This is a genomic window from Polaribacter sp. Asnod6-C07 (assembly GCF_045063625.1).
GTDB classification, from domain to species: domain Bacteria; phylum Bacteroidota; class Bacteroidia; order Flavobacteriales; family Flavobacteriaceae; genus Polaribacter; species Polaribacter vadi_A.
In genome coordinates this window covers 2,577,908-2,600,204 of record NZ_JBEFOF010000005.1, presented here as the reverse complement: position 1 = coordinate 2,600,204, position 22,297 = coordinate 2,577,908, and the positions used below count along the sequence as shown (strand labels likewise).

22 protein-coding genes are annotated in these 22,297 nt (G+C 26.6%); 8 read left to right on the top strand and 14 right to left on the bottom strand.

The window, feature by feature from the left end; translation table 11 throughout:
* Positions 1-10: 10 nt before the first annotated feature.
* The 9 genes from ACJJVK_RS11150 to ACJJVK_RS11110 all read right to left on the bottom strand — a co-directional run bounded on the left by ACJJVK_RS11150 (position 11) and on the right by ACJJVK_RS11110 (position 6,008).
* A complete protein-coding gene (locus ACJJVK_RS11150; RefSeq protein WP_215993031.1) occupies positions 11-799 on the bottom strand; it encodes a YHYH protein in 789 nt (262 codons plus the stop codon).
* Positions 800-863: 64 nt separating this feature from the next.
* The gene (locus ACJJVK_RS11145) at positions 864-1,148 is read right to left on the bottom strand and encodes an EF-hand domain-containing protein (RefSeq protein WP_215993032.1); all 285 of its coding nucleotides are present in this window, start codon (positions 1,146-1,148) and stop codon (positions 864-866) included.
* A gap of 172 nt (positions 1,149-1,320) precedes the next feature.
* Positions 1,321-1,968 carry an SCO family protein gene (locus ACJJVK_RS11140; protein ID WP_405566008.1) on the bottom strand — a complete coding sequence of 216 codons (648 nt, stop codon included), beginning with the start codon at positions 1,966-1,968 and terminating at the stop codon, positions 1,321-1,323.
* A gap of 1 nt (position 1,969) precedes the next feature.
* Positions 1,970-2,572, bottom strand: a complete 603-nt coding sequence (locus tag ACJJVK_RS11135; protein WP_405566006.1) for a toxin-antitoxin system YwqK family antitoxin — start codon at positions 2,570-2,572, stop codon at positions 1,970-1,972.
* A gap of 10 nt (positions 2,573-2,582) precedes the next feature.
* A complete protein-coding gene (locus ACJJVK_RS11130) occupies positions 2,583-3,368 on the bottom strand; it encodes a YHYH protein (protein WP_405566004.1) in 786 nt (261 codons plus the stop codon).
* Between the two features lie 229 nt (positions 3,369-3,597).
* The gene (locus ACJJVK_RS11125) at positions 3,598-4,086 is read right to left on the bottom strand and encodes a Spy/CpxP family protein refolding chaperone (RefSeq protein ID WP_215993036.1); all 489 of its coding nucleotides are present in this window, start codon (positions 4,084-4,086) and stop codon (positions 3,598-3,600) included.
* A 6-nt stretch (positions 4,087-4,092) separates the two neighbouring features.
* Positions 4,093-4,410 (bottom strand): hypothetical protein, encoded by a 318-nt coding sequence (locus ACJJVK_RS11120; RefSeq protein WP_215993037.1) that lies wholly within the window; start codon positions 4,408-4,410, stop codon positions 4,093-4,095.
* A gap of 104 nt (positions 4,411-4,514) precedes the next feature.
* Positions 4,515-5,096 (bottom strand): RNA polymerase sigma factor, encoded by a 582-nt coding sequence (locus tag ACJJVK_RS11115; protein ID WP_215993038.1) that lies wholly within the window; start codon positions 5,094-5,096, stop codon positions 4,515-4,517.
* Positions 5,097-5,177: 81 nt separating this feature from the next.
* Entirely contained in the window at positions 5,178-6,008 is an 831-nt protein-coding gene (locus tag ACJJVK_RS11110) for a mechanosensitive ion channel family protein (protein WP_405566001.1), read from the bottom strand.
* A 136-nt stretch (positions 6,009-6,144) separates the two neighbouring features.
* On the opposite strand from ACJJVK_RS11110, the gene ACJJVK_RS11105 reads away from it, so the two are divergent.
* The 6 genes from ACJJVK_RS11105 (at position 6,145) to lipA (ending at position 10,787) form a co-directional block, all read left to right on the top strand.
* Complete coding sequence (locus ACJJVK_RS11105) at positions 6,145-6,348, top strand: membrane or secreted protein (protein ID WP_215993040.1); 204 nt, start codon at positions 6,145-6,147, stop codon at positions 6,346-6,348.
* A gap of 14 nt (positions 6,349-6,362) precedes the next feature.
* A complete protein-coding gene (locus ACJJVK_RS11100) occupies positions 6,363-7,466 on the top strand; it encodes a glycosyltransferase (RefSeq protein ID WP_405565999.1) in 1,104 nt (367 codons plus the stop codon).
* On the top strand, positions 7,457-8,020 hold the full coding sequence (locus tag ACJJVK_RS11095; RefSeq protein ID WP_215993042.1) for an RNA polymerase sigma factor: 564 nt from the start codon (positions 7,457-7,459) through the stop codon (positions 8,018-8,020). Before ACJJVK_RS11100 ends, ACJJVK_RS11095 begins: the two co-directional genes overlap by 10 nt.
* Positions 8,021-8,022: 2 nt before the next feature.
* Positions 8,023-8,421 (top strand): hypothetical protein, encoded by a 399-nt coding sequence (locus ACJJVK_RS11090; RefSeq protein WP_405565997.1) that lies wholly within the window; start codon positions 8,023-8,025, stop codon positions 8,419-8,421.
* Positions 8,418-9,638, top strand: a complete 1,221-nt coding sequence (locus ACJJVK_RS11085; protein WP_405565996.1) for an Nramp family divalent metal transporter — start codon at positions 8,418-8,420, stop codon at positions 9,636-9,638. The genes ACJJVK_RS11090 and ACJJVK_RS11085 overlap by 4 nt, the downstream gene beginning before the upstream one ends.
* Positions 9,639-9,917: 279 nt before the next feature.
* Positions 9,918-10,787 (top strand): lipoyl synthase, encoded by an 870-nt coding sequence (gene lipA / locus ACJJVK_RS11080; protein ID WP_215993045.1) that lies wholly within the window; start codon positions 9,918-9,920, stop codon positions 10,785-10,787.
* Here the strand turns inward: lipA and ACJJVK_RS11075 are convergent.
* The 5 genes from ACJJVK_RS11075 to ACJJVK_RS11055 form a co-directional block, all read right to left on the bottom strand.
* Positions 10,780-12,504, bottom strand: coding sequence for a hypothetical protein (locus ACJJVK_RS11075; protein WP_405565994.1), 1,725 nt, complete (start codon positions 12,502-12,504; stop codon positions 10,780-10,782). The two genes, lipA and ACJJVK_RS11075, sit on opposite strands and share 8 nt — an antisense overlap.
* Positions 12,505-12,513: 9 nt before the next feature.
* Positions 12,514-13,668 (bottom strand): DUF4249 domain-containing protein, encoded by a 1,155-nt coding sequence (locus ACJJVK_RS11070; RefSeq protein ID WP_405565992.1) that lies wholly within the window; start codon positions 13,666-13,668, stop codon positions 12,514-12,516.
* A gap of 13 nt (positions 13,669-13,681) precedes the next feature.
* Complete coding sequence (locus ACJJVK_RS11065) at positions 13,682-16,435, bottom strand: carboxypeptidase-like regulatory domain-containing protein (RefSeq protein ID WP_405565990.1); 2,754 nt, start codon at positions 16,433-16,435, stop codon at positions 13,682-13,684.
* Positions 16,436-16,439: 4 nt separating this feature from the next.
* The gene (locus tag ACJJVK_RS11060) at positions 16,440-17,213 is read right to left on the bottom strand and encodes a hypothetical protein (protein ID WP_405565989.1); all 774 of its coding nucleotides are present in this window, start codon (positions 17,211-17,213) and stop codon (positions 16,440-16,442) included.
* A 1,603-nt stretch (positions 17,214-18,816) separates the two neighbouring features.
* On the bottom strand, positions 18,817-20,052 hold the full coding sequence (locus ACJJVK_RS11055; protein WP_405565987.1) for an ABC transporter permease: 1,236 nt from the start codon (positions 20,050-20,052) through the stop codon (positions 18,817-18,819).
* Between the two features lie 4 nt (positions 20,053-20,056).
* Here ACJJVK_RS11055 and ACJJVK_RS11050 point away from each other — a divergent pair, with 4 nt between their 5' ends.
* Positions 20,057-21,325 carry an exo-beta-N-acetylmuramidase NamZ domain-containing protein gene (locus ACJJVK_RS11050; RefSeq protein ID WP_405565985.1) on the top strand — a complete coding sequence of 423 codons (1,269 nt, stop codon included), beginning with the start codon at positions 20,057-20,059 and terminating at the stop codon, positions 21,323-21,325.
* An 11-nt stretch (positions 21,326-21,336) separates the two neighbouring features.
* Positions 21,337-22,296 (top strand): hypothetical protein, encoded by a 960-nt coding sequence (locus tag ACJJVK_RS11045; RefSeq protein ID WP_405565984.1) that lies wholly within the window; start codon positions 21,337-21,339, stop codon positions 22,294-22,296.
* The last annotated feature ends 1 nt before the right edge of the window (position 22,297 follow it).

Sequence of the window (22,297 nt, the reverse complement as noted above, 5' to 3'; positions counted from 1 at the left end):
ATCCTACTTTTTAGTATCCTTGAAATGGTCCAGCAAAAAGAACAACTGCTTCATCATAACCATATAATGGTGCATTGTATTCTTCATTAATTATATGATAATGATATTCACCATCTTCATTATAAGGTGTTGGGCCAAAGTGTCCTCCAGATGCATCTAAATCTGTAGGATAATCATTTGAAGGATAATCTTTTCTTCCATAAAGGAATATCCCATCCATTAATATCCCTACCAATTCATCATCATCATTAGATATTGATCTTGGCTCTAAATGATAGTGATAAACACCTGGACCTTTGTGTGCTCCATTGTAATCTAAACTACCAGCAGCTTGATCTAAATCTCCCATACCTTCTTGGTCATTAAAAATAGCTGCTCCACTAACTGCAATACCTATAGTATTTAATTCTGTATCAACTGTAGCACCATTTAAATTTGGTGTAGAGTCAACAGTAAAACTTGAAGCTTCACCTGTACCACCACCAATATAAGTATTTTCTGTTGTTTTTGTAACATAATCTGATTCATCTAAATAAAGTTCATGATCAGTTTCCCAGTAAATTGATGTGTGATTTGGATAACCAGTTGTTTCCAAGTAAATTTCTGTACCATCATCTGATAAGGTAACAGTAACTGCATCAGAATTAAATGCTGCAAAAGCTGCAGGCAATTCAGTTATAGCATCGTCTGTAACATCTGGTTCTGTTTCAACTTCTGCATCTTCATTAGAACTACAAGAAACAAAAACTGTAAAAAACATTGCTAAAAATAAAGTGATTTTAATAAATTTGATTTTCATTTTGGTTGATTTAATTAATATTTAAATAATTAGATGTATTATTTCTAAAAAAATTGTGCAGAAATTATTTATTTTCTGGTCTTTCTCTTCTTTTTGGTTTTGGAGCTTTTTCTAGTTCTTCTTTAGATAAGAAACCATCTTCATCTGTATCTATTTTTTTAAAGTCTTTTTTTAAAGGTCCTTTTACTTCTTTTAGAGAAAGCTTACCATCTTCATCTTTATCTAATTCTTTAATTAGCTGTTCTGCAGATGGTGGTCCTTCTCTTCTTCTATCATCATTGTTTTCTTGTGCTGATACTGCTGTAAAACTTAATAAAATTACTGCTACTGTTAAAATTGATTTTTTCATTTTTTATATTTTTAATATGTTATGTATATTAAGATGCTGTTGCTTTATAAAACTTGTTGTCGTTAACTTAAGTTTAACAAAGAAAGTAAATTAACAAATAAAAAATCTCCATTTTACATAAAACAAAAACAATAATACATTAATAATTAAATACTTAGCATTTATTTAAAATTTACTCTTCTTTTTTAAGAATTTCTATATGACGTTTTAAACGTTGTACATCTAAAGATAAAGTACCATTATAAACACCTCTAATTCTTCCTTTTTTATCAACTAGAATAAAATTTTCTGTATGTATAAATTCAGATTCGTCTTTTGTTTTTTTAAAGTCTTCATCTGCAAAATAAGAAGTTCTTGCAATTTTATATATAGCCTTTTTATCACCTGTTACTAAATGCCATTTATTATCTATCGCATTTTTTTCTTTGGCATATTCTTTAATTTTATCAACAGTATCTACCCAAGGCATAACTGAGTGAGATAATAATAAAATGTTATCATCACTTTTATAGGTTTCTTGAAAAGTATTCATATTTTTTGATAAAATTGGGCAAATACTTGGGCAAGTTGTAAAGAAAAAATCTGTAATATAAATTTTACCTTCAAAATCTTTATTTGTAATTTTTTTTCCATTTTGATTTGTAAACTCAAAAGGAGCTACTGTGTGAATTTTAGAATAATTATCATCATTTTCTGAAATCCATTCTGGAGTAAAATCTTCTGAATTATAAAAAGGAAGCACCTTTGATTTATCTACTGAAGTTTCTTTTTTACAAGAAATACAGACAATAAAAAATAAGATTATCAATTTAAATTTCATTTTATTCATTTTCAGTATTTACAACACTTACACATTTTTTTAAACCAATTAAACCATGTCTATCTCCATTAACTGTATAAAAATTAGCTTTTATTTTTCCTGAAGGTTGCCACATTTTTTGACTCCCAGATTCTTTACCATCAGTAAAATTGAAGTGTTTTGCTATTTGCCCATTAGAATACCAATCTTTCACAAAACCATTATAAACACCTTTATCATTAAACTGATAATCAAACATTTGCTGTTCGTTTTTAAACCATCCATTATGCCTATTAATTTTAATACCTTTAGCATAATAACGCTCAAACCATTTCTTTTTATCAGGATAAAACCCAAAATATTTCCCTTCTCTTTTTCCTTGATAGTATTCTGAATATGACTTTAAATTACCATCTACATAAAATTCATTTACAATTCCAGAATAAGGTTTATCATTAAACCATAAAACACCATTTTTTAATTTAAAATTAGAATTATTTTTATTCTTTTCTATGGATGGAATTTGAATTTCATTAACAAGAATAACTTCTTTTACATCTTGTTTTGTTGTATCACAAGAAATAAAAAACACATTTATTAAAATAATAATTTTTAAAATTTTCAAAAGAAAATGGTTAGTTTGTTATACTTCCTGCTGTTCCAAAAAAACCATTTCCGTTTAAATATGGAGCCTCTGTAGTAATATGATAATGATAAATTCCTTCAGGAAAATCTGACGTTACAGAAGTATGACCATGGTAATCATCTAAATCTGCATTTGTAATTGTTGTTCCATTTTCTTGAGGTCCATACACAGGAAAACCGTCTGCTAACAAACCTAAAAATGCATCTTGTCCAAATTCACCTGTTAAATAAGTTGGTTCTATATGATAATGATATTGACTAGTTCCTGTTGGGTGTCCTAAATATTGGTCGAAAGAATTAATTTCACTTGTTAATTCCTGCTCATTTGGACCTGCATACTGATTAAAAAAAACAACTCCGTTTCTAGAAATTCCTATAGGACCTAAACTTGTAGCACTTTTGGTGGTAGCTTCTTTAGGATTTAAGGAAATTGTAAATGTTACATTTTGTTCTGCAATTGTATTTGGGTTTTGGTTCCAACTTGTATTAGTTCCATTATAAGCTTCATACAAAGGATTTGAAGTGTCCCAATAAGGACTAGTGTGATTTGGTAAATCTGTAGTTGTAAATGTTACAGTAGATCCGTTTACGGAATAAGAGAGAGCATCAATATTATCGAATTTTGATAAAATTGAAGTGATATCATAATCTGTTTCTGTTACAATTTCTGGTTCATCTATAATATCTTCTTCATTTGAAGAAGAGCTGCAAGAAAGAATAATAATTGTTGCTAGAAAAAATAAGCTAGAAAATTTAATAATTTGAAAATTTTTCATTTTATAATGTAGTGGTTATATTTTAGACTTTATAATTTATTAAAAGTTTAATATTACACAAATGGTGATCTTATTTTGTCTATTTGTAACATTATCACCTTTTAATCTAATAAAAACCCCCTACTTAAAACATAAGTAGGGATCTAAAAACATTTAAATATTCCCCCAAACATTTATACGCTTTTAACCTTAGACCTATGTTTTTTAAAATAGTTTGAAAAAAATAAAATTATCTTGGTGGTGGAGGCATTCCTTCTCCTCTTTCTGGATGATGTTCGTTATTTCTTGGATGCCCAGAATTACCACCTTGTATGGCTTTATCTATAATTACGTCAAACTTTTTCTGTTGTTCTGGAGTACATATTTTTCTAACAGATTTAAAAAAACTAAATACTTCTAACTCTTTTTTTATTTCTAAATTACCTGCAACAGTTACTAAAGAATCAATATTTTTAGTTTCATCTGCAAAAGAATTGAACAAAATATCTTTTTGTTTTATAATTCTTTGATCTAAATCCATCATTTTTCTTCTATGAATATTATCTAGGCTTTTAAACTTTTCTTGCTGATCTTTAGAAAACTGTAACTGCTCTATTAAAAAAATTCTTTCTGCTTGATTTCTATTATTTAAATGCGGTTTTTTTATCAACATAAAAATTAAAACACCATTTAAAATAATAAGAACTACTAATAATATTGGAAGTAATTTTGATTTCATATTGCCTTAATTTAAAATCGAATTTGTTTCAGGTTGTAAAGAATATTCTTGTGCAAAATTCTCTAAAGTTACATTGTTAGTTACCTTTTGAGATGAATATGCGTAAAATAATGCACTAACATTTAATAATAAAACCAAACCTAAGGTTGCTAATTGTAACTGAGGAGAAAACCAACCTAAAACTTTAGATTTTTCTTCTTTTTGATTTTCTAATTGTTGTAAAACCTTATGTTTAAAAAAGTGATTTACTTTCACCTCTTCTATATTCTCTAATACTTTAAAAGCATCATCAATATTATTTTCTATTTCTTTCTTAGGTTTCATCTTTCATTTTTTTAATAAAATAATTTTATAATTATTTAGATGCTTTATGTTATAAAAACTTGCGCTCTTTATAAAATAATTTTATTTAATTAATTTTTAACAACTTAATATGATTCATTTTTATAAACAGTTGCTAATTTTTCTTTTAATGTTTTTTTTGCTCTAAACATTATAGATTCTACAGAAGACAAGCTTTTACCTGTAATTTCTACTATTTCTTGATAGCTTTTACCATCTATTTTAGCTAAAGTAAACACTACTTTTTGCGAATCTGGCAAAGTATTTATCGCCTTAAAAATTGTGGCTGATTTTTCTTTATTTTCTAATAAAATTCCTGGGTGATTAAACTCCGTAAAATAACTAGTTTTATCTATTGGCATTTCATTCCCCATAATAGATTGCATAAAAGCAAATCGTTTTTTGGTATTTTTTTTTCTGATGAATTCTAGACATTTATTGGTTGCAATTCTATAAATCCAAGTAGATAGTTTAGAATTGCCTTTAAACTTTGTAATCGATTTAAAAACTTCTAAAAACACTTCTTGTGCTACATCTTCTGCATCTTCTTTATTAGGTATAAATGAAATACAAGTGCTAAAAACTTTCTGCTGATAATCATCTAAAAGATGACTAAATGCAGATTGCTTACCTTGCTTTAAATTATTTATAAAATCTTGTTCGTTCAAATTTGGTTGTCAAAAAAAGTAAACATACAAAAAAAAGACTGCTCAATAAAACAGTCTTTTTAAATTTATTTTCGTTTCGAATTATTTTGTCATTGTAACAACTCTTTGTGGTAAAGGAGCCTCATAGCCTGCATTACCTAAAGCTTCTACAATTTTTTGTCTTGTGTCCCAAAAAACATCCCAATAATTATTACAATCTACATAAGGCAAAGCCAAAAGTTCTACACTATTTTCTCCTAAATTATTAACAGCAACTCTAGGTGCAACATTGCCATTTTTTAAAACATTAGCATCATTTTTAAGAATATTCATTACAATTTCTTTAGCCTTTGTAATATCTGCTCCATAACGAATTGCAAAAGGCATATCTATTCTTAAATTACCAATTTTAGTAAGGTTTGTAATTTTATTTGCTGTAATTGCAGAATTAGGTATAATTTCTGTTTCGTTTTGAAAAGTTTCTATAACTGTAACAAAAACCGATATTTCTTTTACAAAACCAAAAGCACCATTCGTTTTTATTAAATCGCCTACTTTAAAAGGTCTAAAAATTAAAAGCATAACACCAGAAGCTATATGCCCTAAAGAACCATTAAAAGCAGCTCCAAGAGCCAAACCTACACCTGCTAATAATGCTGCAAAAGAAGCCATTGGTAAACCTACTATACCTGCAATTGAAATAATTAATAATAATTTTAAAATAAAACCTAAAGTGGTTAATAAAAAAGGTTGTAGAGTTTCGTCTATTGTTCTTTTCTCAAAAACTTTAGAAATTCCGTTCATTACCATTCTAATAACCCAAAGGCCAATAATTAAGGCAGCAATTGCACCAATTAATTGTAAACCCCAGTTTCCTAAACCAGCTGAAATAGTATTGTAAAAGTTTTTTAATGATTCTGTAAATGTTTCCATTGTATTTTTTGATTTTTAATTAGTTACACTTTTTTCGACACTAGAAAATTTAAAAAGTCACTAACACAAAATATTTCTGATAGAATTTTTAGCTTAAAAATTTAGAATACGTATCTTTGCAACACAATTATTATTTATGAAATTATTATTGCTTACTTTAGGATTATTGGCTCTTGGTGTTGCAGGAATTGCTATTAAAATTTGGGCAAAAAAAGATGGTGAATTTGCTGGTACTTGTGCTAGCCAAAACCCTATGTTAAATGAAACTGGTGAAGCTTGTGGTTTTTGTGGTAAAACCCCAGACCAATTTGATTCTTGTGCAGAGCCACAACATAATTAATTTATAATAGTACAATGGTATTAGCTGTAGTTTTCTACACTTTTGTAGTATTTACAGTAATACAAGTTATTTACTATCTTGTTTTTTCTACTTTTCTTACTGTAAATAAAAACAGAAAAAAACTTACTGAACAAGTTCCAGTATCTATAATTATTTTTGCCAAAAATTGCGCCCAAGAATTACAAGAAAATTTACCTCTTATTCTTTCTCAAAAATATTCGAAATTCGAAATTCTTTTATTAAACAATGCCTCTTCAGATAACACTGCAGAAATAATTGAAACTTTTAAAAAAGAAAACGAGAACGTTAAAATTTTAGATATTGAAAATAATGAGGCTTTTTGGGGCAACAAAAAATATGCTTTAACTTTAGGTATTAAAGCTGCCAGATACGATCAATTATTATTTACTGAAGCAGGCTCTAAACCAAATTCTGATTCTTGGATTGCAGAAATGAGCAAACATTTTACAGCTAAGAAAACAATAGTTTTGGGTTACAGTAAATTTTCGAACAAGAAAACATTCTTAAATTTGTTTACTCGTTTCGAAAACTTATTTAGTGCTATACAATGTTTTTCATTTACTAAATTGGGTATTCCTTTTATGGCTTTTGGCGATAATTTAGCCTACAAAAAAGATGAGTTTTTTAATGTAAAAGGGTTTATTAATCACATTAAAATAAAAAACGATAATGGTGATCTTTTTATAAAAGATGCTGCTCATAAAACTAATACTTCTTTTACAATTTCAGAGCAAAGTTTTATAGAAACAAAGCAACCAGATTCTTTTAGTACTTGGTTTCAAAATTTAAGACTTAAAAATTCCATTCAAAAACATTATAAATTTAAAAATCGTTTTTTATTAACCTTTTTTAATTTTTCTAAATTTATATTTTATGTTTTAGGTATTACCTTATTTTTCTTTTATCCTTGGCAGATAATACTACCAATAATACTTACTTATTATTTAGTACAATTTATTGTAGTGGGCTTATCTGCAAAAAAATTAAAAGAACCCTATATCATTTTTTTACTACCATTTTTAGAAATCGGTTTATTATTGATTCAAATTAGTATCTTTAGTGTCAATTTGATTTCAAAACCAAATCATTGGAAATAGACAATAATAAAATTTCATTAAATATTTTAAAAGCAAAAGAAGGCAATCAATCTGCTTTTCGTTTTTTACTTAATTCTTTTTGGGGTGATGTTTATAGTTATCAACTAAAAAGAACAAAAAGCGAAAATGATGCAGAAGATATTACTATACAAACTTTCTCTAAAGCTTTTGATAAAATACATACTTTTGATGATAAATATGTTTTTAAAACTTGGTTAATTGCCATTTCTAAAAACGTTTATATTGATTTACTTCGTAAAAAAAAATCATCTATATCTACAGAAACTACCATAGAACAAGAAGAAAAAGTGTATTTGGTGGTTGATGAAAACCCTACTCCAGAAGACAAAATAATAAGAGAGCAGAATTTAGCAAAACTTTTAAGAGATATTAAACAATTAAAACCTAAATACCAACAAGTAATACAGTTACGTTATTTTCAAGAATTGAGTTATAAAGAAATTTCTTCTCAAATTAACGAACCAATGAACAATGTTAAAGTAAAATTATTACGAGCAAAAAAATTATTGGCAGAGATTATTAGTAAATCTTAATTATGAAAAGATTTAACGCTTACCAAAAAAATATAAATGATTTTTTTGATGACATTGTAATTGTTTGTAAAAATTGTAAGAATAAAGCTTTAGCAAAGCAAATTAATAATAATTTACAAATAACATGCACAAATTGTGGTTACAATAAATTAGTAAGTGACCAACTAAATTTGCCTAACTATGAATTATGGTTTACAACTGAATTAAATGAAGGTAAACTTTGGGCATATAATTTAGATCATTTAAAATTTATAGAAAACCATATTAATGCTACTTTAAGAGAAAGAAATTTAGAAAAAATATCGAATATTTCTATTGGCAGTAGATTGCCAAAATGGATGACTTCTAAAAACAATAGGTCTAAATTATTAAAAGAAATTGCTAAATTAAAAACCAAATGAAAAAATCATTCTTACAATCTTTAGGACCTGGTTTATTATTTGCTGGTGCAGCAATTGGTGTATCTCATTTGGTGCAATCTACAAAAGCAGGTGCAGAATTTGGTTTTGGTTTACTTTGGGCTTTATTATTAATTCATATTATAAAATATCCATTTTTTCAATTTGGCCCTAGATATGCAGCAGCAACTGGCGAAACTTTATTAGATGGTTATCGAAAATTAGGCAAAGGTGTTTTAGCCATCTATTATATTTTGAATTTCGCTACAATGTTTACAATTCAAGCTGCAGTTACTATTGTTACTGCTGGATTGGCTTCAAAAATTTTTGGCTTTACCAATAACTTGGTTATTTGGTCTACAATTTTAATGGCAATTAGCATTGTTATTTTACTAATTGGAAAATATAAATTGTTAGATAATTTAATGAAATACATTATTATTACCTTAACAATAAGTACAGTTGCAGCAGTTTCTGTAGCATTATTTAGTTCTAAAGAAGCTTTTGATGTTATTCAGATTTTACCTTCTGGTTCTGTAGAAGTCACTTTCATGATTGCCTTTTTAGGTTGGATGCCTACTTCTTTAGACATTTCTATTTGGCACTCCATTTGGTCTGTAGAAAAAAGTAAAAATACCTTAACAAAAATAAAACCTAAAGATGCTATTTTCGATTTTAATGTAGGTTATATTGGCACACTTATTTTAGGAGTTTGCTTTGTACTTTTAGGCACACTTGTTATGTATAAATCTGGAGAAACTTTTTCTAACAAAGGCGTAGAATTTGCTAGTCAGTTAATAAACTTATACACTAAAAATTTAGGTGATTTTTCTTATGTATTTATAGCTTTAGCTGCATTTACAACAATGTTTAGCACAACATTAACTACTTTAGATGCATCACCAAGAGCTATGAACAGAAGCTCTAAATTATTGTTTGATAAACAATTTAAATTCGGATATTGGTTTTGGATTTTCTTCCTTTTTATTGGTACAATAATTATATTACAATTCTTTTTGGCAAACATGGGTAGTTTGATAAAAATTGCCACAATTTTATCGTTTTTAACTGCTCCTTTTTATGCGATAATGAACTACTTATTAATAACAGGAAAACACACGCCCAAAGAACATCAACCAAAAATATTTATTAGAATTTTAAGTATTGCTGGTATTGTATTTTTAATAGGTTTTAGTATTTGGTTTTTAAGTAGTATTTAATTTTTTCTTATACTGATTGATACTATTGGATTGCAAGAAATTGATATAAACAAATTCTTCACTAACATTCATTTAGATGATAAAAACGGATTAAAACAATATTCTAATAAAACGAGTTCTACAATTAAAAAAATAGCCTTAGTATTATTTTCTATTCTTTTTTTATCATTCATTTTAAGCATTTTATCAAAAAGAAAAAAACGACTTAATTAATTCTTAAGAGTTGTATTACCTTGTTAATCTTTTCTTCGTAAATTTGCACTTTAAATAAGATTGATAATGGCTGTAGAATCTGTAGTACTTCCTGAAAGAGCAAAAAAACCAAAATGGTTGCGTGTAAAATTACCTGTGGGTAAAAAATATACTGAATTAAGAGGTTTAGTTGATAAGTATAAATTAAACACAATTTGTACAAGTGGTAGTTGCCCAAATATGGGTGAATGCTGGGGAGAAGGTACAGCTACATTTATGATTTTAGGAAATATCTGTACACGTTCTTGTGGTTTTTGTGGTGTAAAAACTGGTAGACCAGAAACTGTAGAATGGGATGAACCTGAAAAAGTGGCTCGTTCTATAAAAATTATGAGCATTAAACACGCTGTTATTACTTCTGTAGATAGAGACGATTTAAAAGATGGTGGTTCTATTATTTGGGCAGAAACTGTAGATGCAATTCGTAGAGCAAACCCAAACACAACTTTAGAAACTTTAATTCCTGATTTTCAAGGAAACACAAAACAAATAGATAGAATTATAGAAGTTGCACCAGAAGTAGTTTCTCATAATATGGAAACTGTTAGAAGGTTAACTCGTGAAGTTAGAATTCAAGCAAAATACGATAGAAGTTTAGGTGTTTTAAAATACTTAAAAGAAAAAGGAATGCGAACCAAAACTGGTTTAATGCTAGGTTTGGGAGAAAAAGAAGATGAAGTAATACAAACCATGAAAGACTTAAGAGCTGTAAATTGTGATATTATTACAATTGGCCAGTACTTACAACCTACAAAAAAGCATTTACCTGTTAAAGAATTTATAACTCCAGAACAGTTTAAAAAATACGAAACTATTGGTTTAGAAATGGGCTTTATGTACGTAGAAAGTGGTGCTTTAGTACGTTCTTCTTACAAAGCACATAAACACGCTATTTAACTTTAAATGTAGTTTTTAATGAAATAGGCTTTCCTTGTTTGGTAAAGCCTTCTAAACTTACTTCATAAAGACCTACATTATCTGAAGTGTAAAAGTTATACGAATTTGTTCTATTAGATAATTTACAATCTAGCTGCCAAAATAACTGACTTCTAAAATCTGGAATTCTTTCTTGACTCCCTAAATCATAATTTTGTTTAAAATACTTTTTTGGTACCAAAGGTTTAAATAAATCTATATTTTTTTGATACGATTTACTTACCAAATTACTATAATCTCCTTTAAATGTTTCAAGTATAACAACACCATTGTATAATTTTGTACCATAAACATAATTATCTTGTAGAACTATTATCTTATTAACTTGTTTTGTTTTAAAGTCGATAACATCATTATGATTTAATATTTGAATACCATCAATTAAAATTAAAGGTTTAAGGTTTTTATATAAAAAATCTACACCTAAAATCTTTATTGAATATTCACTCCCTTTTTTAGAGTAATAAATATTTCCTGTTATTTCTGTTAAGGTTTCTTTTAAAGTATTAAACCTAGTATAATCATCTAAATAATATGTATAAACATTGGTTCCAAAAAACTTATCAGAATTTATGTATCTCTTTACTGAATCTTGTTTTTTTATGTTGTAAGCATTTTCAATTTGATTAAAAACACTTCTTTTTTCGATGCTTTTTTTAACTTGTTCTGATATGCTAAAGTTACTAAATACAATGTTTTTATAATCTATAGCTGTATCTTCATCAAGAATAATTTCATAATCTTCTTTATTTTTATCATCTATTTCTAAAACGGCTTTTAATGAATTGTAGGTTTTATCAATATTAAAATAAAATGTACCTGAATTGTCTGTTTTAGAAGCTTTAAAAATATAATCATTACCTGGTATTGAAATAGAAATATTTACATCAGAAATTGCTTCTTTAGAATCCTTGTGAATAATTTTACCAGAAATTAACTCTCCTCTAAATTCTGGAAGGTATATTTTAGAACTATTCTCTTTACTTAAAGTTTTGCTATTGTATAGAGATTGATAAGTATTTGTAGTTTGTTTTCTTGGGATATTAAATTCACCTACTTTACGTACAGATAATGAATAATTACCATTTAAAATATCGTTATTATCTGTATCTAACTGTAAAATAACTTTTTCTCTATTTTTAAATTCTTGTTTATTTAAAGATAGCTTTATGATATCAGAATTATCATTTATATTATTTTTTTCAGTTTCTAAATTCTTAATTTCCTTGTCTTTACTTAAATATTGAGAATTATCTGCAAACGGATTTAATATAGAAATATCTCCTTGAAAAAAATTGTTCTCTCCTCCGTTTTTCATCCATTTGGTGTAAGCTATTATCTTATAATTCCCAGATTTTAAAGTAGTAGGTATAAAAAAATCACCCTGACCTAAACCTGAATTTAATAAAACCTTATGTTTAAAATGAACTTTAAAATCTTTGTCTATTAATTCTACATAAGCAACTTTACTTAAAGTTGTTAACTTTTCTGTTTTTGAATTTAAACAATATACTTTGTATAACAATTGCTCACCAGAAAGTAAAAAAGTTGTGTTATAATGTACAAATATTTTTTCTTGTGGTATGCTTTTAAATATACTTGAATTTTGCTGTATATTTTGTGAATGGCTCTTAGAAAAAAAGCATATTAGGAAAAGTAAAAAAGCTGTTTTTTTCATTTTAAAAATTTAATCTATCCAAAAATTTGGTTTGATATTTGAACCAGACATTGTACAATCTCCACAAACTCGTGTTACTACATCATAAGGCCCTCCATCTTCACCCGCTGGTTTTTCGTAAACCAATGTTACTCTATCTAACCTTACAAGTGTTGTTAGTTCATTTACTGGTGGATCTATAATATTACAAACCCAAGGATAAGGTGTATCTAAAACATCTTCTCTGTTAAAAAATATTCTTTTTTCTGAAATAGATGATACTTCAAAAAAGCCTAAAACTTTTTCGTTACTATTATTTACAGAATAAATATTACTTGTTAAAAAGCCTGGTTGACTTTGAGATAGTAAACTTTGTGAACTAGAGAATTCTTCTAAAACTCTAAGGTAATTATAAGACTCTCCTGACTGTATATATTGTTTAACCAAAATACTATATCTAGTATTTATACTAATACTATTATTAGGAATAAATTTTATTAAAAACTTAGAAATTCTATCTTCTTCTAAAAGATCTGTATTGGTTAACAATCTACCTTTAGATGCTACTGTATTATAACAAATTTGTTCTTCTTGAGATCTTGGTACAACAGAAAAGCCTCCAGAAGAATTTAAAATTAAATCATCTGGTGTCCAAAAAGGAGCAATAATTTTATAGGTTTCTTCAAATTCGTATCCATAGTATTTAGAATTGTTAGTTGCATCGTAACTATCTACATATAAACCAATGCCTTCTACTCCATCATCATCAATAACTTTTTCTGCATACACTTTATCAATAGATGCTACATTTGTAAGTTGTGTATTTTGAGAAATATATTCTTTACCATCTTGCGTTTTTATAGATAAAGTATACTCTAAGCCTGGTTCTGCTTTAAACATTGTTGTTGATGTATACACACCAGAAGTATACTCACTAAAATTATAAGTGTTGTTATTACTGGTTTCAATTGTAATTGTTGCACCAGTTTCTACATTAGGTTCATATTCTTCGAAACTATAGGTTCTTGTTAGTGTTATATTATGATATTTTAATTGATTTGTAATTGTAGCCTCTACTACTAATGCGTCTTCAAACTCTTCAGTAGCAGCATCAAATTCTTCAATACAACTGTTTGTAATTGTTAGAAGAATACTTATTGAAATAAAATAAATTATTTTTTTCATAATTAATACTTATTTAAAAACTAATATTATACGTTATTGTTGGAATAGGAAACGCAAATATTGAACTCTTATATGCTTTAATTTCTCCTGCTTCAGTAACAAAAAACACAGAATATGGGTTGTTTCTTCCTAAAACATTATAAACTGAAATATTCCAGAAACCATGACCTGGTTTTTTAATTTTATGATTTCCTTCTACATTAAAACCAATATCTAACCTAAAATAATCTGGAATTCTAAATTTATTTCTATCACTATATAAAACTCTTTCTTCTCCATTTAATAAAAAACTACCTATTGGATAGGTTACAGGTCTACCTGTTTGATATGAAAAATTAGCAGACACACTATATCTTCTTGTAATTTTATAATTGGCTATAATGTTTAAGTCATGAGGTTTATCAAAATTAGTTGGAAAGAAATTACCATTATTTACTCTTTCTTCTCCAAACTCGCTATCTAACTGAATAAAAGAACGCGAATAACTATAACCAAACCAACCATTTAATCTACCTTTATTTTTCTTCACTAAAAACTCAACTCCATAAGCTTTTCCTTTTCCTTGTAAAATATCAGATTCAATATTTTGGTTTAATAATAAATTAGCGCCAACTTTATAATCTAGAATATTTTTACTTGTTTTATAGTAACTTTCTAAACTCAATTCATACTCATTACCATTAATATTTTTAAACAAACCAAAAGAAAGTTGATTTGCTTGTTGTGGTTTTATATTTAGGCTAGACAACCTCCAAGTATCTGTAGGAGATGCTGTTGTATTATTAGATAATGTATGAATGTATTGATATGTATTGTCAAACCCAGCTTTAATAGAAAAACTTGGAGTTAAAGCATATCTTACAGATGATCTTATTTCTGGACCTCCATAAGTTTTAATAACCTCGTTATTTCCAAAATCTTTAACTTCTAGAATAGAACTTTCGTTTTTTGGTAAACTTGGGTCGTATACATTTTGCGATGATGGTCCTAAAACTGTAAAGAGAGAAAGTCTAAAACCAAGGTTTAATAACAGTTTTTTATTTACTTTAAAATTATCAGAAAAAAACAAAGCAGATTCTAAACCTCTTTCTTTTGGAGTATCAAAAACACTTACAATACTTTGGGTGCCTTTTGGTTTTATGTTTCCTGGTGATACATTAAACAGCTTATTAGACACTCCGTATTCAAACTTATGTTTTTCATTAGCCAAATATTTCATCTTTAGCTTTAATTCAGTTTCTGTAATTCTATAATCAAGCTCAAAATCGTTTATAGAATTTTCATCAAAATCTAAGTTAAACTTATATTCACTATTAGCTATAATTAAATCTCCACTATTCTTTTCGTTAAATTTATGATTCCATTTTACAGATAACAACCTGTTAGAATAGGTTTGCAATGAATCTGAAGTAATACTAAAAGAATCATTACTATAATAACCTGAAACCTCTAGCTTATCATTATCACTTAATTTATGGGTATATTTTAAATTGGTATCATAAAAAGAGGCACTACTATTTTTTAGATTTTCATCTTCTAACAAATCTAAAATCCAATTAGAATAAGTTCCTCTACCACCAACTATTAAACTTGCTTTTTCTTTTACAATAGGTATTTGTAATGCTAAATTACTTGTAACTGGCCCTATTGCAGCTTCCCCTTTAAATTCATTAAAATCTGATTCTTTTGTTTTAATATTAAAAACAGAAGATAATCTACCACCAAATTCTGATGGAATTGAGCCTTTATAAATATCTACATCTCCAGCTGTAAAAGGATTTATCCCTGAAAAAATACCAAAAAAATGTGAAGGATTATATAGAACAGCATCATCTAAAAGAATTAAGTTTTGGTCTTCTTTACCACCTCTAACATTAAAACCTGCTGAACCTTCTCCTGCCTTTTTAATTCCAGGTAAAGCAGTAGCTACTTTTAAAATATCTCTTTCTCCTAAAATTAAAGGTATGTTTTTAATATTCTGAATCTTAATACTTGAAACACCTGTAATTGCCTCATTTACATTTTTATCTCTACCTGCTTCAATAATTAATTCATCTAAAAGCACAGAACTTTCTTTTAGTAAAAAATTATGTTTACCATTATTATAAATAATAATGGTTTGCTTTAGATTAGTATAACCCAAAGATGTTGCTTCTATTTCATTTACACCAATAGGTAATTTAATTGAATAGAAACCATTTTCATTTGTTACAGCAGAAAGATTTGTATTTTTTACTATTAAAGCAAGGTTGGGTATAAGCTCTCCTGTAGTTACATTTTTAGCATAACCTTTAAGCGTATATTCTTTTTTTGTTGAATTTTTAGACTCCTTACCTATTCTAATTATTTTCGAATTCGATAACTTATCCTTTGCAACCTCACTATAAAAAATAGGTGTACTTTTTAGATTATTATTTGTTTCTTTTTGCTCTTTTGTATCTACCCAAACTAAATTTGGGAAACTAGTATGTATAACGCTATTCAAAGATAAAATTACCTTGTTTTCTGTATGAATGTAATAATTAACAAGGGTACCATTAAAAAGATTATTTAAAACATCAGATAAATCTTTGTCTATAAAACTACCAGAAACTAAGGTTTTGTCTTTTAGCCAATCTTTAACATAATAAAAGCGATAAGACGATTTTTCTTCTATTTTTTTTATTACTTCTACCCTAGTTAAGTCTGTATAAGTTAAAGTGATTTTTTGTTGTGCATTAGTTAAGTAAGCACAGAAAAATAAAACAAAGAATATGTGTTTTTTCATCTTATTAAATTTCTGTTTTATTTATTGATGTTTGAATGTCTTCTAGTAATTTCTGATAAAAAATGCTTTCGTTTAACTTAAAAAGCTTTCTGTTTTTTCTGTAAAAAATAGAAATATTTTTCTTTTGCTTTGGATAAATTCTAATTAAATCTTTTTTAGAATTTATAATATGATACGTATTGTCTTTTAAAAGTGCAAAATAGCTTCTATCTGAAAACCTTATATAGGCCAAGTTATCATCAATAAATTTTGATATGTCTTTGTAATTCTTTTTTATTAAAATGGTTGATTTTACTTTGTATAAAACTTGATAAAAACCTTTAAAAGATGTATCTACAATATCTAAATTAGTACTACTGTTTATAAACGTATGTTTTTCTTTTGGTAAATTGATTTCATCAATATAAATCTCAAAAAAATCAATTTTTTCTTTTATCAATTTGATAAATAAAAAGTTAGATTGATAAGGTAATTTTGCAATTAATTGATCATCATGAATATCATATTTTAATTGAATGTTATAATAAGTTTGATCATCATAAACTAAATTACCCAACTTATATATATTCTCTTCAAAAAAACGATGATTATCTGGTTTAGTTATATATTTTTCAACAAATATAGTTCCATTATATATCCCTGAATTTCCATTTCCTATTGTAGTATCAAACCAAACATAATAGTCTTTTGCACCTAAATCTATTTGGGCATAGATATTTGTTGTTTTAGCCTGTAAAGCCAAAATGAATAGAAAAATTAATAGATTCCTTTTATCCATTTTTTAAAAGTAGACCAATTCAAAATTAAAACAACACCTATTTTAAACTTTAACAATCGTCTTTTAAAGTTTTAACAAAAAAGAGTTAAAATATTACCAAAAAAAAAGAGTAAATTATTCTTGGCATAAAAGTTGATTACACATAAATGAAAGCAAATTAGTTAATTGTTTTCATTGTGTAAATTATTTGAATTAGTTGATTTAAAAAACCATCTCTGTAAAGAGATGGTTTTTATTTTATAATAAATTACATAAGTTCATTAAATAAAAAGAAAATCGTCTAGAAAATTAATTCTAAACGATTCCTTAGTTACATATTATAAATTCCCCAACTTATAAATAGTTTTGTATTTAAATAAATACACTACAAATAAACAATTGCTACAAGAATAAATTTAATCTTTTTCGACAAGCGCTTAAAATTACTCTTTAAAATGTAAAAATAAAACGTTTTATTTTTTTGAGAAGAACTCGTTGAGAAATACTAAATGAATATATTTATTACAGAAAAAATCGTTTAGAAAATTAATTCTAAACGATTTCTTAGTTTCATATTATAAATCCCCCAACTTATAATTAATCGGTATTTACCTCGATAAATACACTACAAAGAAACAACTACTATGCTAATAAATTTAATCTTTTTCGATAAGTGCTTAAAACTCCTCGTTAAAATGCATTTATTAAACGTTATAATTATTTTTTTAAGAAGAAATCCTAGAGAAATATATCTATCTCATAAAAAAAAAGAATCGTTTAAAAAATTAATTTTAAACGACTCTTAATAGTTACATATTATAAATTCCCCAACTTATAATTAGTTTGTATTTCAATAAATACACTGTAAATAAACAAATATTATATAATTAAAATTCTATTTTTCGCTAAAAAATTATATATAGAAGCTGAAGCGTAATTAATAAGCGTTAAAAAAAACTATTTCTTAAGTAAAAAAAATCGCTCAAGATTACTTGAGCGATTTTTTGATATATGGTATTATTAAACCCCTTAACTTTTAATAACACACTTTTTTATAAATCCACTTCAAAGAAAAGAAACTTATTAAAATAAAAAATCTAATTTTCGTTGACTGGTGTATTTAGAGCGTTAACAAGTATTAATTATTCGTTTAATTTTTCCTCACCTATGTAGCACTAATAATATTATGTAATTATATGATAATTTCCATTTTCTAAATCAACCAAAACATCTTTATTTTACTTAGACATCAATTTTGATATTTCATCGACCTTAGTAGTTTATTTAAAATAACATAATTTCTTTAATTGGTTTATCTGCAATATTTTTGTTTCATCTACAGAATCAACAAAACCATATACACATCTAACAGAAAGCTGAAACACTTTAAACTCCTTCATATTATCATCTAAAGAATTACGAGGATTAAAAAGTTTCCACTTAGGTTTAAACTAAAGCATCCATTTCTTTTATTACAGAATTTAACCGAACCAAAGTTGTATTATACAATAGTTTCTAATATATTTTTTCTGAATTTCATTTGATAAAATTCCATCAATTATATATTAATAAAGTGACATTAACACTTAAAAAAAACAAACTTAAAAACAACCCAAATAATGAATTAAGCAAACTTTATAGATTTAGATGGCTCAATTTTAGTGATAATATAAGATGGTATTATCAACATTAAAAAACATAAAAACAATGTACCTATATTTAATAATAAAATAGCAGTAAAAGAGATATAAACTGGCATTGTAGTAACATAATATGTTTCAGGATTTAATGTAATTATTTTAAAAAAGTGCTGTATAAAAATTAAAGACAACCCTATAATATTCCCCAAAAAAAGTCCTTTTAAGATAAGGTAAGAGGCATTATATAAAAATATTTTTCTGATACTAGTATTATAACTACCTAAAGCTTTAAGAATACCAATCATTTGTACGCGTTCTAAAATTAAAACTAACAAAGCTGTTATCATATTTATACCTGCAATTACTATCATAATTGCAATAATAAACCAAACATTATTATCAAAAAGCTTAATCCATTCAAATACATTTTGATAAGTTTCAACAATTGTTTTCTTATTTAAAGTTACTCCTATTTCTCTGTAGATTTGCTCACCAATAACATCAATAGAATTAAAATCATCAATTAAAACCTCAAAACCACCAACTTCATTCTCTGTCCATTTGTTTAATTTCTGCACCTCTCTAATATCACCAATCATCACACTTTTATCAAACTGGGCAAAGCCAGAATTATAAATTCCAGAAATAATGTATTTTTTGTTAGATGGTAATTTACTCGTAGATGTTTTTAAGAAAGTAGCTAAAATAGTATCGTTCAATTTTAATTGTAAACGATTTGCAACAGTTTCTGATAATAACACCTCTCTTGTTCTTGGTTGATTAAAGTCTGGCACAACACCTTCTACCAAATATTCTTTAAAAAAAGACCAATCGTAATCCGTAGAAACTCCTTTAAAAATTACACCTTCAAAATCGGTTTTGGTTCTTAATATTCCGCCTTTATTTGCAAAAACTTGAATATTTTTTATACCTGAAATGTTTTTAAACTTCGGATAAAATTCTTGATTTTTTTTAACAGGAGTTGTAGAAACCTCAGAATTATTGTTATCGTAGTTTACAATTTGAATATGCCCTTTAAAACCAGCCATTTTATCGCGAATTTTATATTGCAACCCCAAACCTGTAGCCACAGCAATCAACATAATAATTATACCCATTGCAATTGCTGTAATTGCAATTTTTATTATTGGTGATGATATACTATTTTTATACTTTTTGCCAGCAATAATGCGTTTTGCAATAAATAACTCGTAATTCAAACTGATGACTCTTTTTATACTTCGTAAAAGTACCTATTTATTTTTGTTTTTGTTGATGAATTTTCAGCTGATTTCTTGCGCTAAACGTGTTCAAAATTCTGAATTGTCTGTTAAAAACGATACAAAGCAACAATTAGAAATTAAAACAGGAGCAGAAAACACAGAATTATACCTCGATCTTTTAAAAGGTAAAAACATTGCTATTGTTGCCAATCAAACATCAGTTTTATCTGTTATACAAAGAGCTGAAGTTGCACCAAATGTAATGGGCTCTAAAAAAGTAACACATCATTTAGTAGATTATTTACATCAAAATAAAAACATTAACGTAAAAAAAGTATTTGCCCCAGAACATGGTTTTAGAGGAAAAGCAGATGCAGCAGAAATTGTTAAAGATGGCAAAGACACTAAAACTGGTTTACCCATTATTTCTTTATATGGTAAAAACAAAAAACCTAAGCCAGAACAACTAAAAAATATTGATGTTGTTGTTTTTGATATTCAAGATGTGGGTGTTCGTTTTTACACGTATATTTCTACTTTACATTATGTTATGGAAGCTTGTGCAGAAGCTGGAATCCCTGTAATTGTTTTAGACAGACCCAACCCAAATGGACATTATGTTGATGGTCCTGTTTTAGAAATGAAACATACTAGTTTTGTAGGTAAACATCCAGTTCCTGTGGTTTATGGAATGACAATTGGTGAATATGGGCAAATGATAAATGGCGAAAAATGGTTAAAAAACGGAATTCAATGTGATTTAAAAGTGATTCCCTTAAAAAATTACAATCACAATTCTGAATATAGCTTAACAATTAGACCTTCACCAAACTTACCTAATGATAAATCTATAAACCTTTACCCAAGTTTAGGTTTTTTTGAAGGTACAATTATTAATGCTGGTAGAGGAACTGAATTTCAGTTTCAAAGATATGGAGCATCTTTTTTTCCTAAAAATAATTTCAGCTACACTCCTAAAGCTAACTTTGGAGCAAAATACCCGAAAGAAAAAGGAAAATTGTGTTATGGTATAGATTTGAGTGATGAAAAAAAACTAAACTCAATAAATTTAGAATGGTTAATTGACGCTTACAATAAAACTCCAAAAACAGAAAAATTCTTTGGAGAAACATTTACCATACACGCAGGAAACACCAAATTACAACAACAAATAGAACAAGGATTATCTGCCAAAGAAATTAGAAATACTTGGCAAAATGAATTGCAAAAGTTTCAAAAAATTAGGGAACGATATTTGATATATGATTAGAAATTAATTCTATGAAAAGGATTGTACTTCTTTTAATTATTATTACCTCTTCTTGTTCAAATAAAATTAACAAAAAAGATTTACAAGGCAATTGGATTTGGAATTATCAAGAAAATAACAAATCAAATTGGGACGAAATTATAATAAAAAATGATTCAGTTACTCTAACTGATTTCTTTTTTAATTCGAAAAAAGGAATTTATAAATTAAAAAAAGATTCAATAATAATTAGCTTAAAAGATGAAACAATAAAAAGAAAAATTTTCTTACACAATTCTTCATTAATTCTTAATTCAAATAACTTTCAAAAAACCGAAAATTTCTATAAAGAGAAATACGATGAAATAGAACTGATAAATATAAGGTCAGAAATCAAAAAAAACGCAAGTGAAATCGACGAATATCAAGGTAATTTTATTTTATTAAAATATAATGATAGCGTAAAAATTAAACTTAATAATCAATTTGTTGAGTTCCCTGAATACATATACTCATTAGGGTTGCACAATGAAAGATGGGGACACGTAATTTTTCTTGGAAAAAACTTTAGTTTAAGGGAATTAAAAAATGTTTATTTGGAATTGACTTATTATAACCTTCTGTCAATAAAATTTATCACAAAAATGAGTTTTCAAAATAATTATTATGATTTTCACCATGCAAAAATCGAAGTATGGAAAGAAGATCTTGAACAATTCATCGAAAAAAATAAATTAGAAAAAACAATAATGCCAAAAATTCCTGGATTGAATTCTAAACAAGAATATATAAAAACTAATAATCCTAAATTAATAAATATAAAATCAAAAAAAGATTTGGTTAAATTAGAAAACACAAAAATTAATACTACCTATTTAATAAGTATAAATATTAATTTAAGCACAACAGATTTTCTACTTTTAAACCAAAAAATCAATAAACTTAAAAGAAATGGTAATTTTAAAATTAGGACAGAAATTATTGATTTCTAAT

Excerpts from the sequence above, each read along its gene's own strand:
- ACJJVK_RS11150 (WP_215993031.1), bottom strand. The coding sequence starts at position 799 with ATGAAAATCAAATTTATTAAAATCACTTTATTTTTAGCAATGTTTTTT.
- ACJJVK_RS11145 (WP_215993032.1), bottom strand. The coding sequence starts at position 1,148 with ATGAAAAAATCAATTTTAACAGTAGCAGTAATTTTATTAAGTTTTACA.
- ACJJVK_RS11140 (WP_405566008.1), bottom strand. The coding sequence starts at position 1,968 with ATGAAATTTAAATTGATAATCTTATTTTTTATTGTCTGTATTTCTTGT.
- ACJJVK_RS11130 (WP_405566004.1), bottom strand. The coding sequence starts at position 3,368 with ATGAAAAATTTTCAAATTATTAAATTTTCTAGCTTATTTTTTCTAGCA.
- ACJJVK_RS11125 (WP_215993036.1), bottom strand. The coding sequence starts at position 4,086 with ATGAAATCAAAATTACTTCCAATATTATTAGTAGTTCTTATTATTTTA.
- ACJJVK_RS11120 (WP_215993037.1), bottom strand. The coding sequence starts at position 4,410 with ATGAAACCTAAGAAAGAAATAGAAAATAATATTGATGATGCTTTTAAA.
- ACJJVK_RS11110 (WP_405566001.1), bottom strand. The coding sequence starts at position 6,008 with ATGGAAACATTTACAGAATCATTAAAAAACTTTTACAATACTATTTCA.
- ACJJVK_RS11105 (WP_215993040.1), top strand. The coding sequence starts at position 6,145 with ATGAAATTATTATTGCTTACTTTAGGATTATTGGCTCTTGGTGTTGCA.
- ACJJVK_RS11100 (WP_405565999.1), top strand. The coding sequence starts at position 6,363 with ATGGTATTAGCTGTAGTTTTCTACACTTTTGTAGTATTTACAGTAATA.
- ACJJVK_RS11090 (WP_405565997.1), top strand. The coding sequence starts at position 8,023 with ATGAAAAGATTTAACGCTTACCAAAAAAATATAAATGATTTTTTTGAT.
- ACJJVK_RS11085 (WP_405565996.1), top strand. The coding sequence starts at position 8,418 with ATGAAAAAATCATTCTTACAATCTTTAGGACCTGGTTTATTATTTGCT.
- lipA (WP_215993045.1), top strand. The coding sequence starts at position 9,918 with ATGGCTGTAGAATCTGTAGTACTTCCTGAAAGAGCAAAAAAACCAAAA.
- ACJJVK_RS11075 (WP_405565994.1), bottom strand. The coding sequence starts at position 12,504 with ATGAAAAAAACAGCTTTTTTACTTTTCCTAATATGCTTTTTTTCTAAG.
- ACJJVK_RS11070 (WP_405565992.1), bottom strand. The coding sequence starts at position 13,668 with ATGAAAAAAATAATTTATTTTATTTCAATAAGTATTCTTCTAACAATT.
- ACJJVK_RS11065 (WP_405565990.1), bottom strand. The coding sequence starts at position 16,435 with ATGAAAAAACACATATTCTTTGTTTTATTTTTCTGTGCTTACTTAACT.
- ACJJVK_RS11060 (WP_405565989.1), bottom strand. The coding sequence starts at position 17,213 with ATGGATAAAAGGAATCTATTAATTTTTCTATTCATTTTGGCTTTACAG.
- ACJJVK_RS11050 (WP_405565985.1), top strand. The coding sequence starts at position 20,057 with ATGACTCTTTTTATACTTCGTAAAAGTACCTATTTATTTTTGTTTTTG.
- ACJJVK_RS11045 (WP_405565984.1), top strand. The coding sequence starts at position 21,337 with ATGAAAAGGATTGTACTTCTTTTAATTATTATTACCTCTTCTTGTTCA.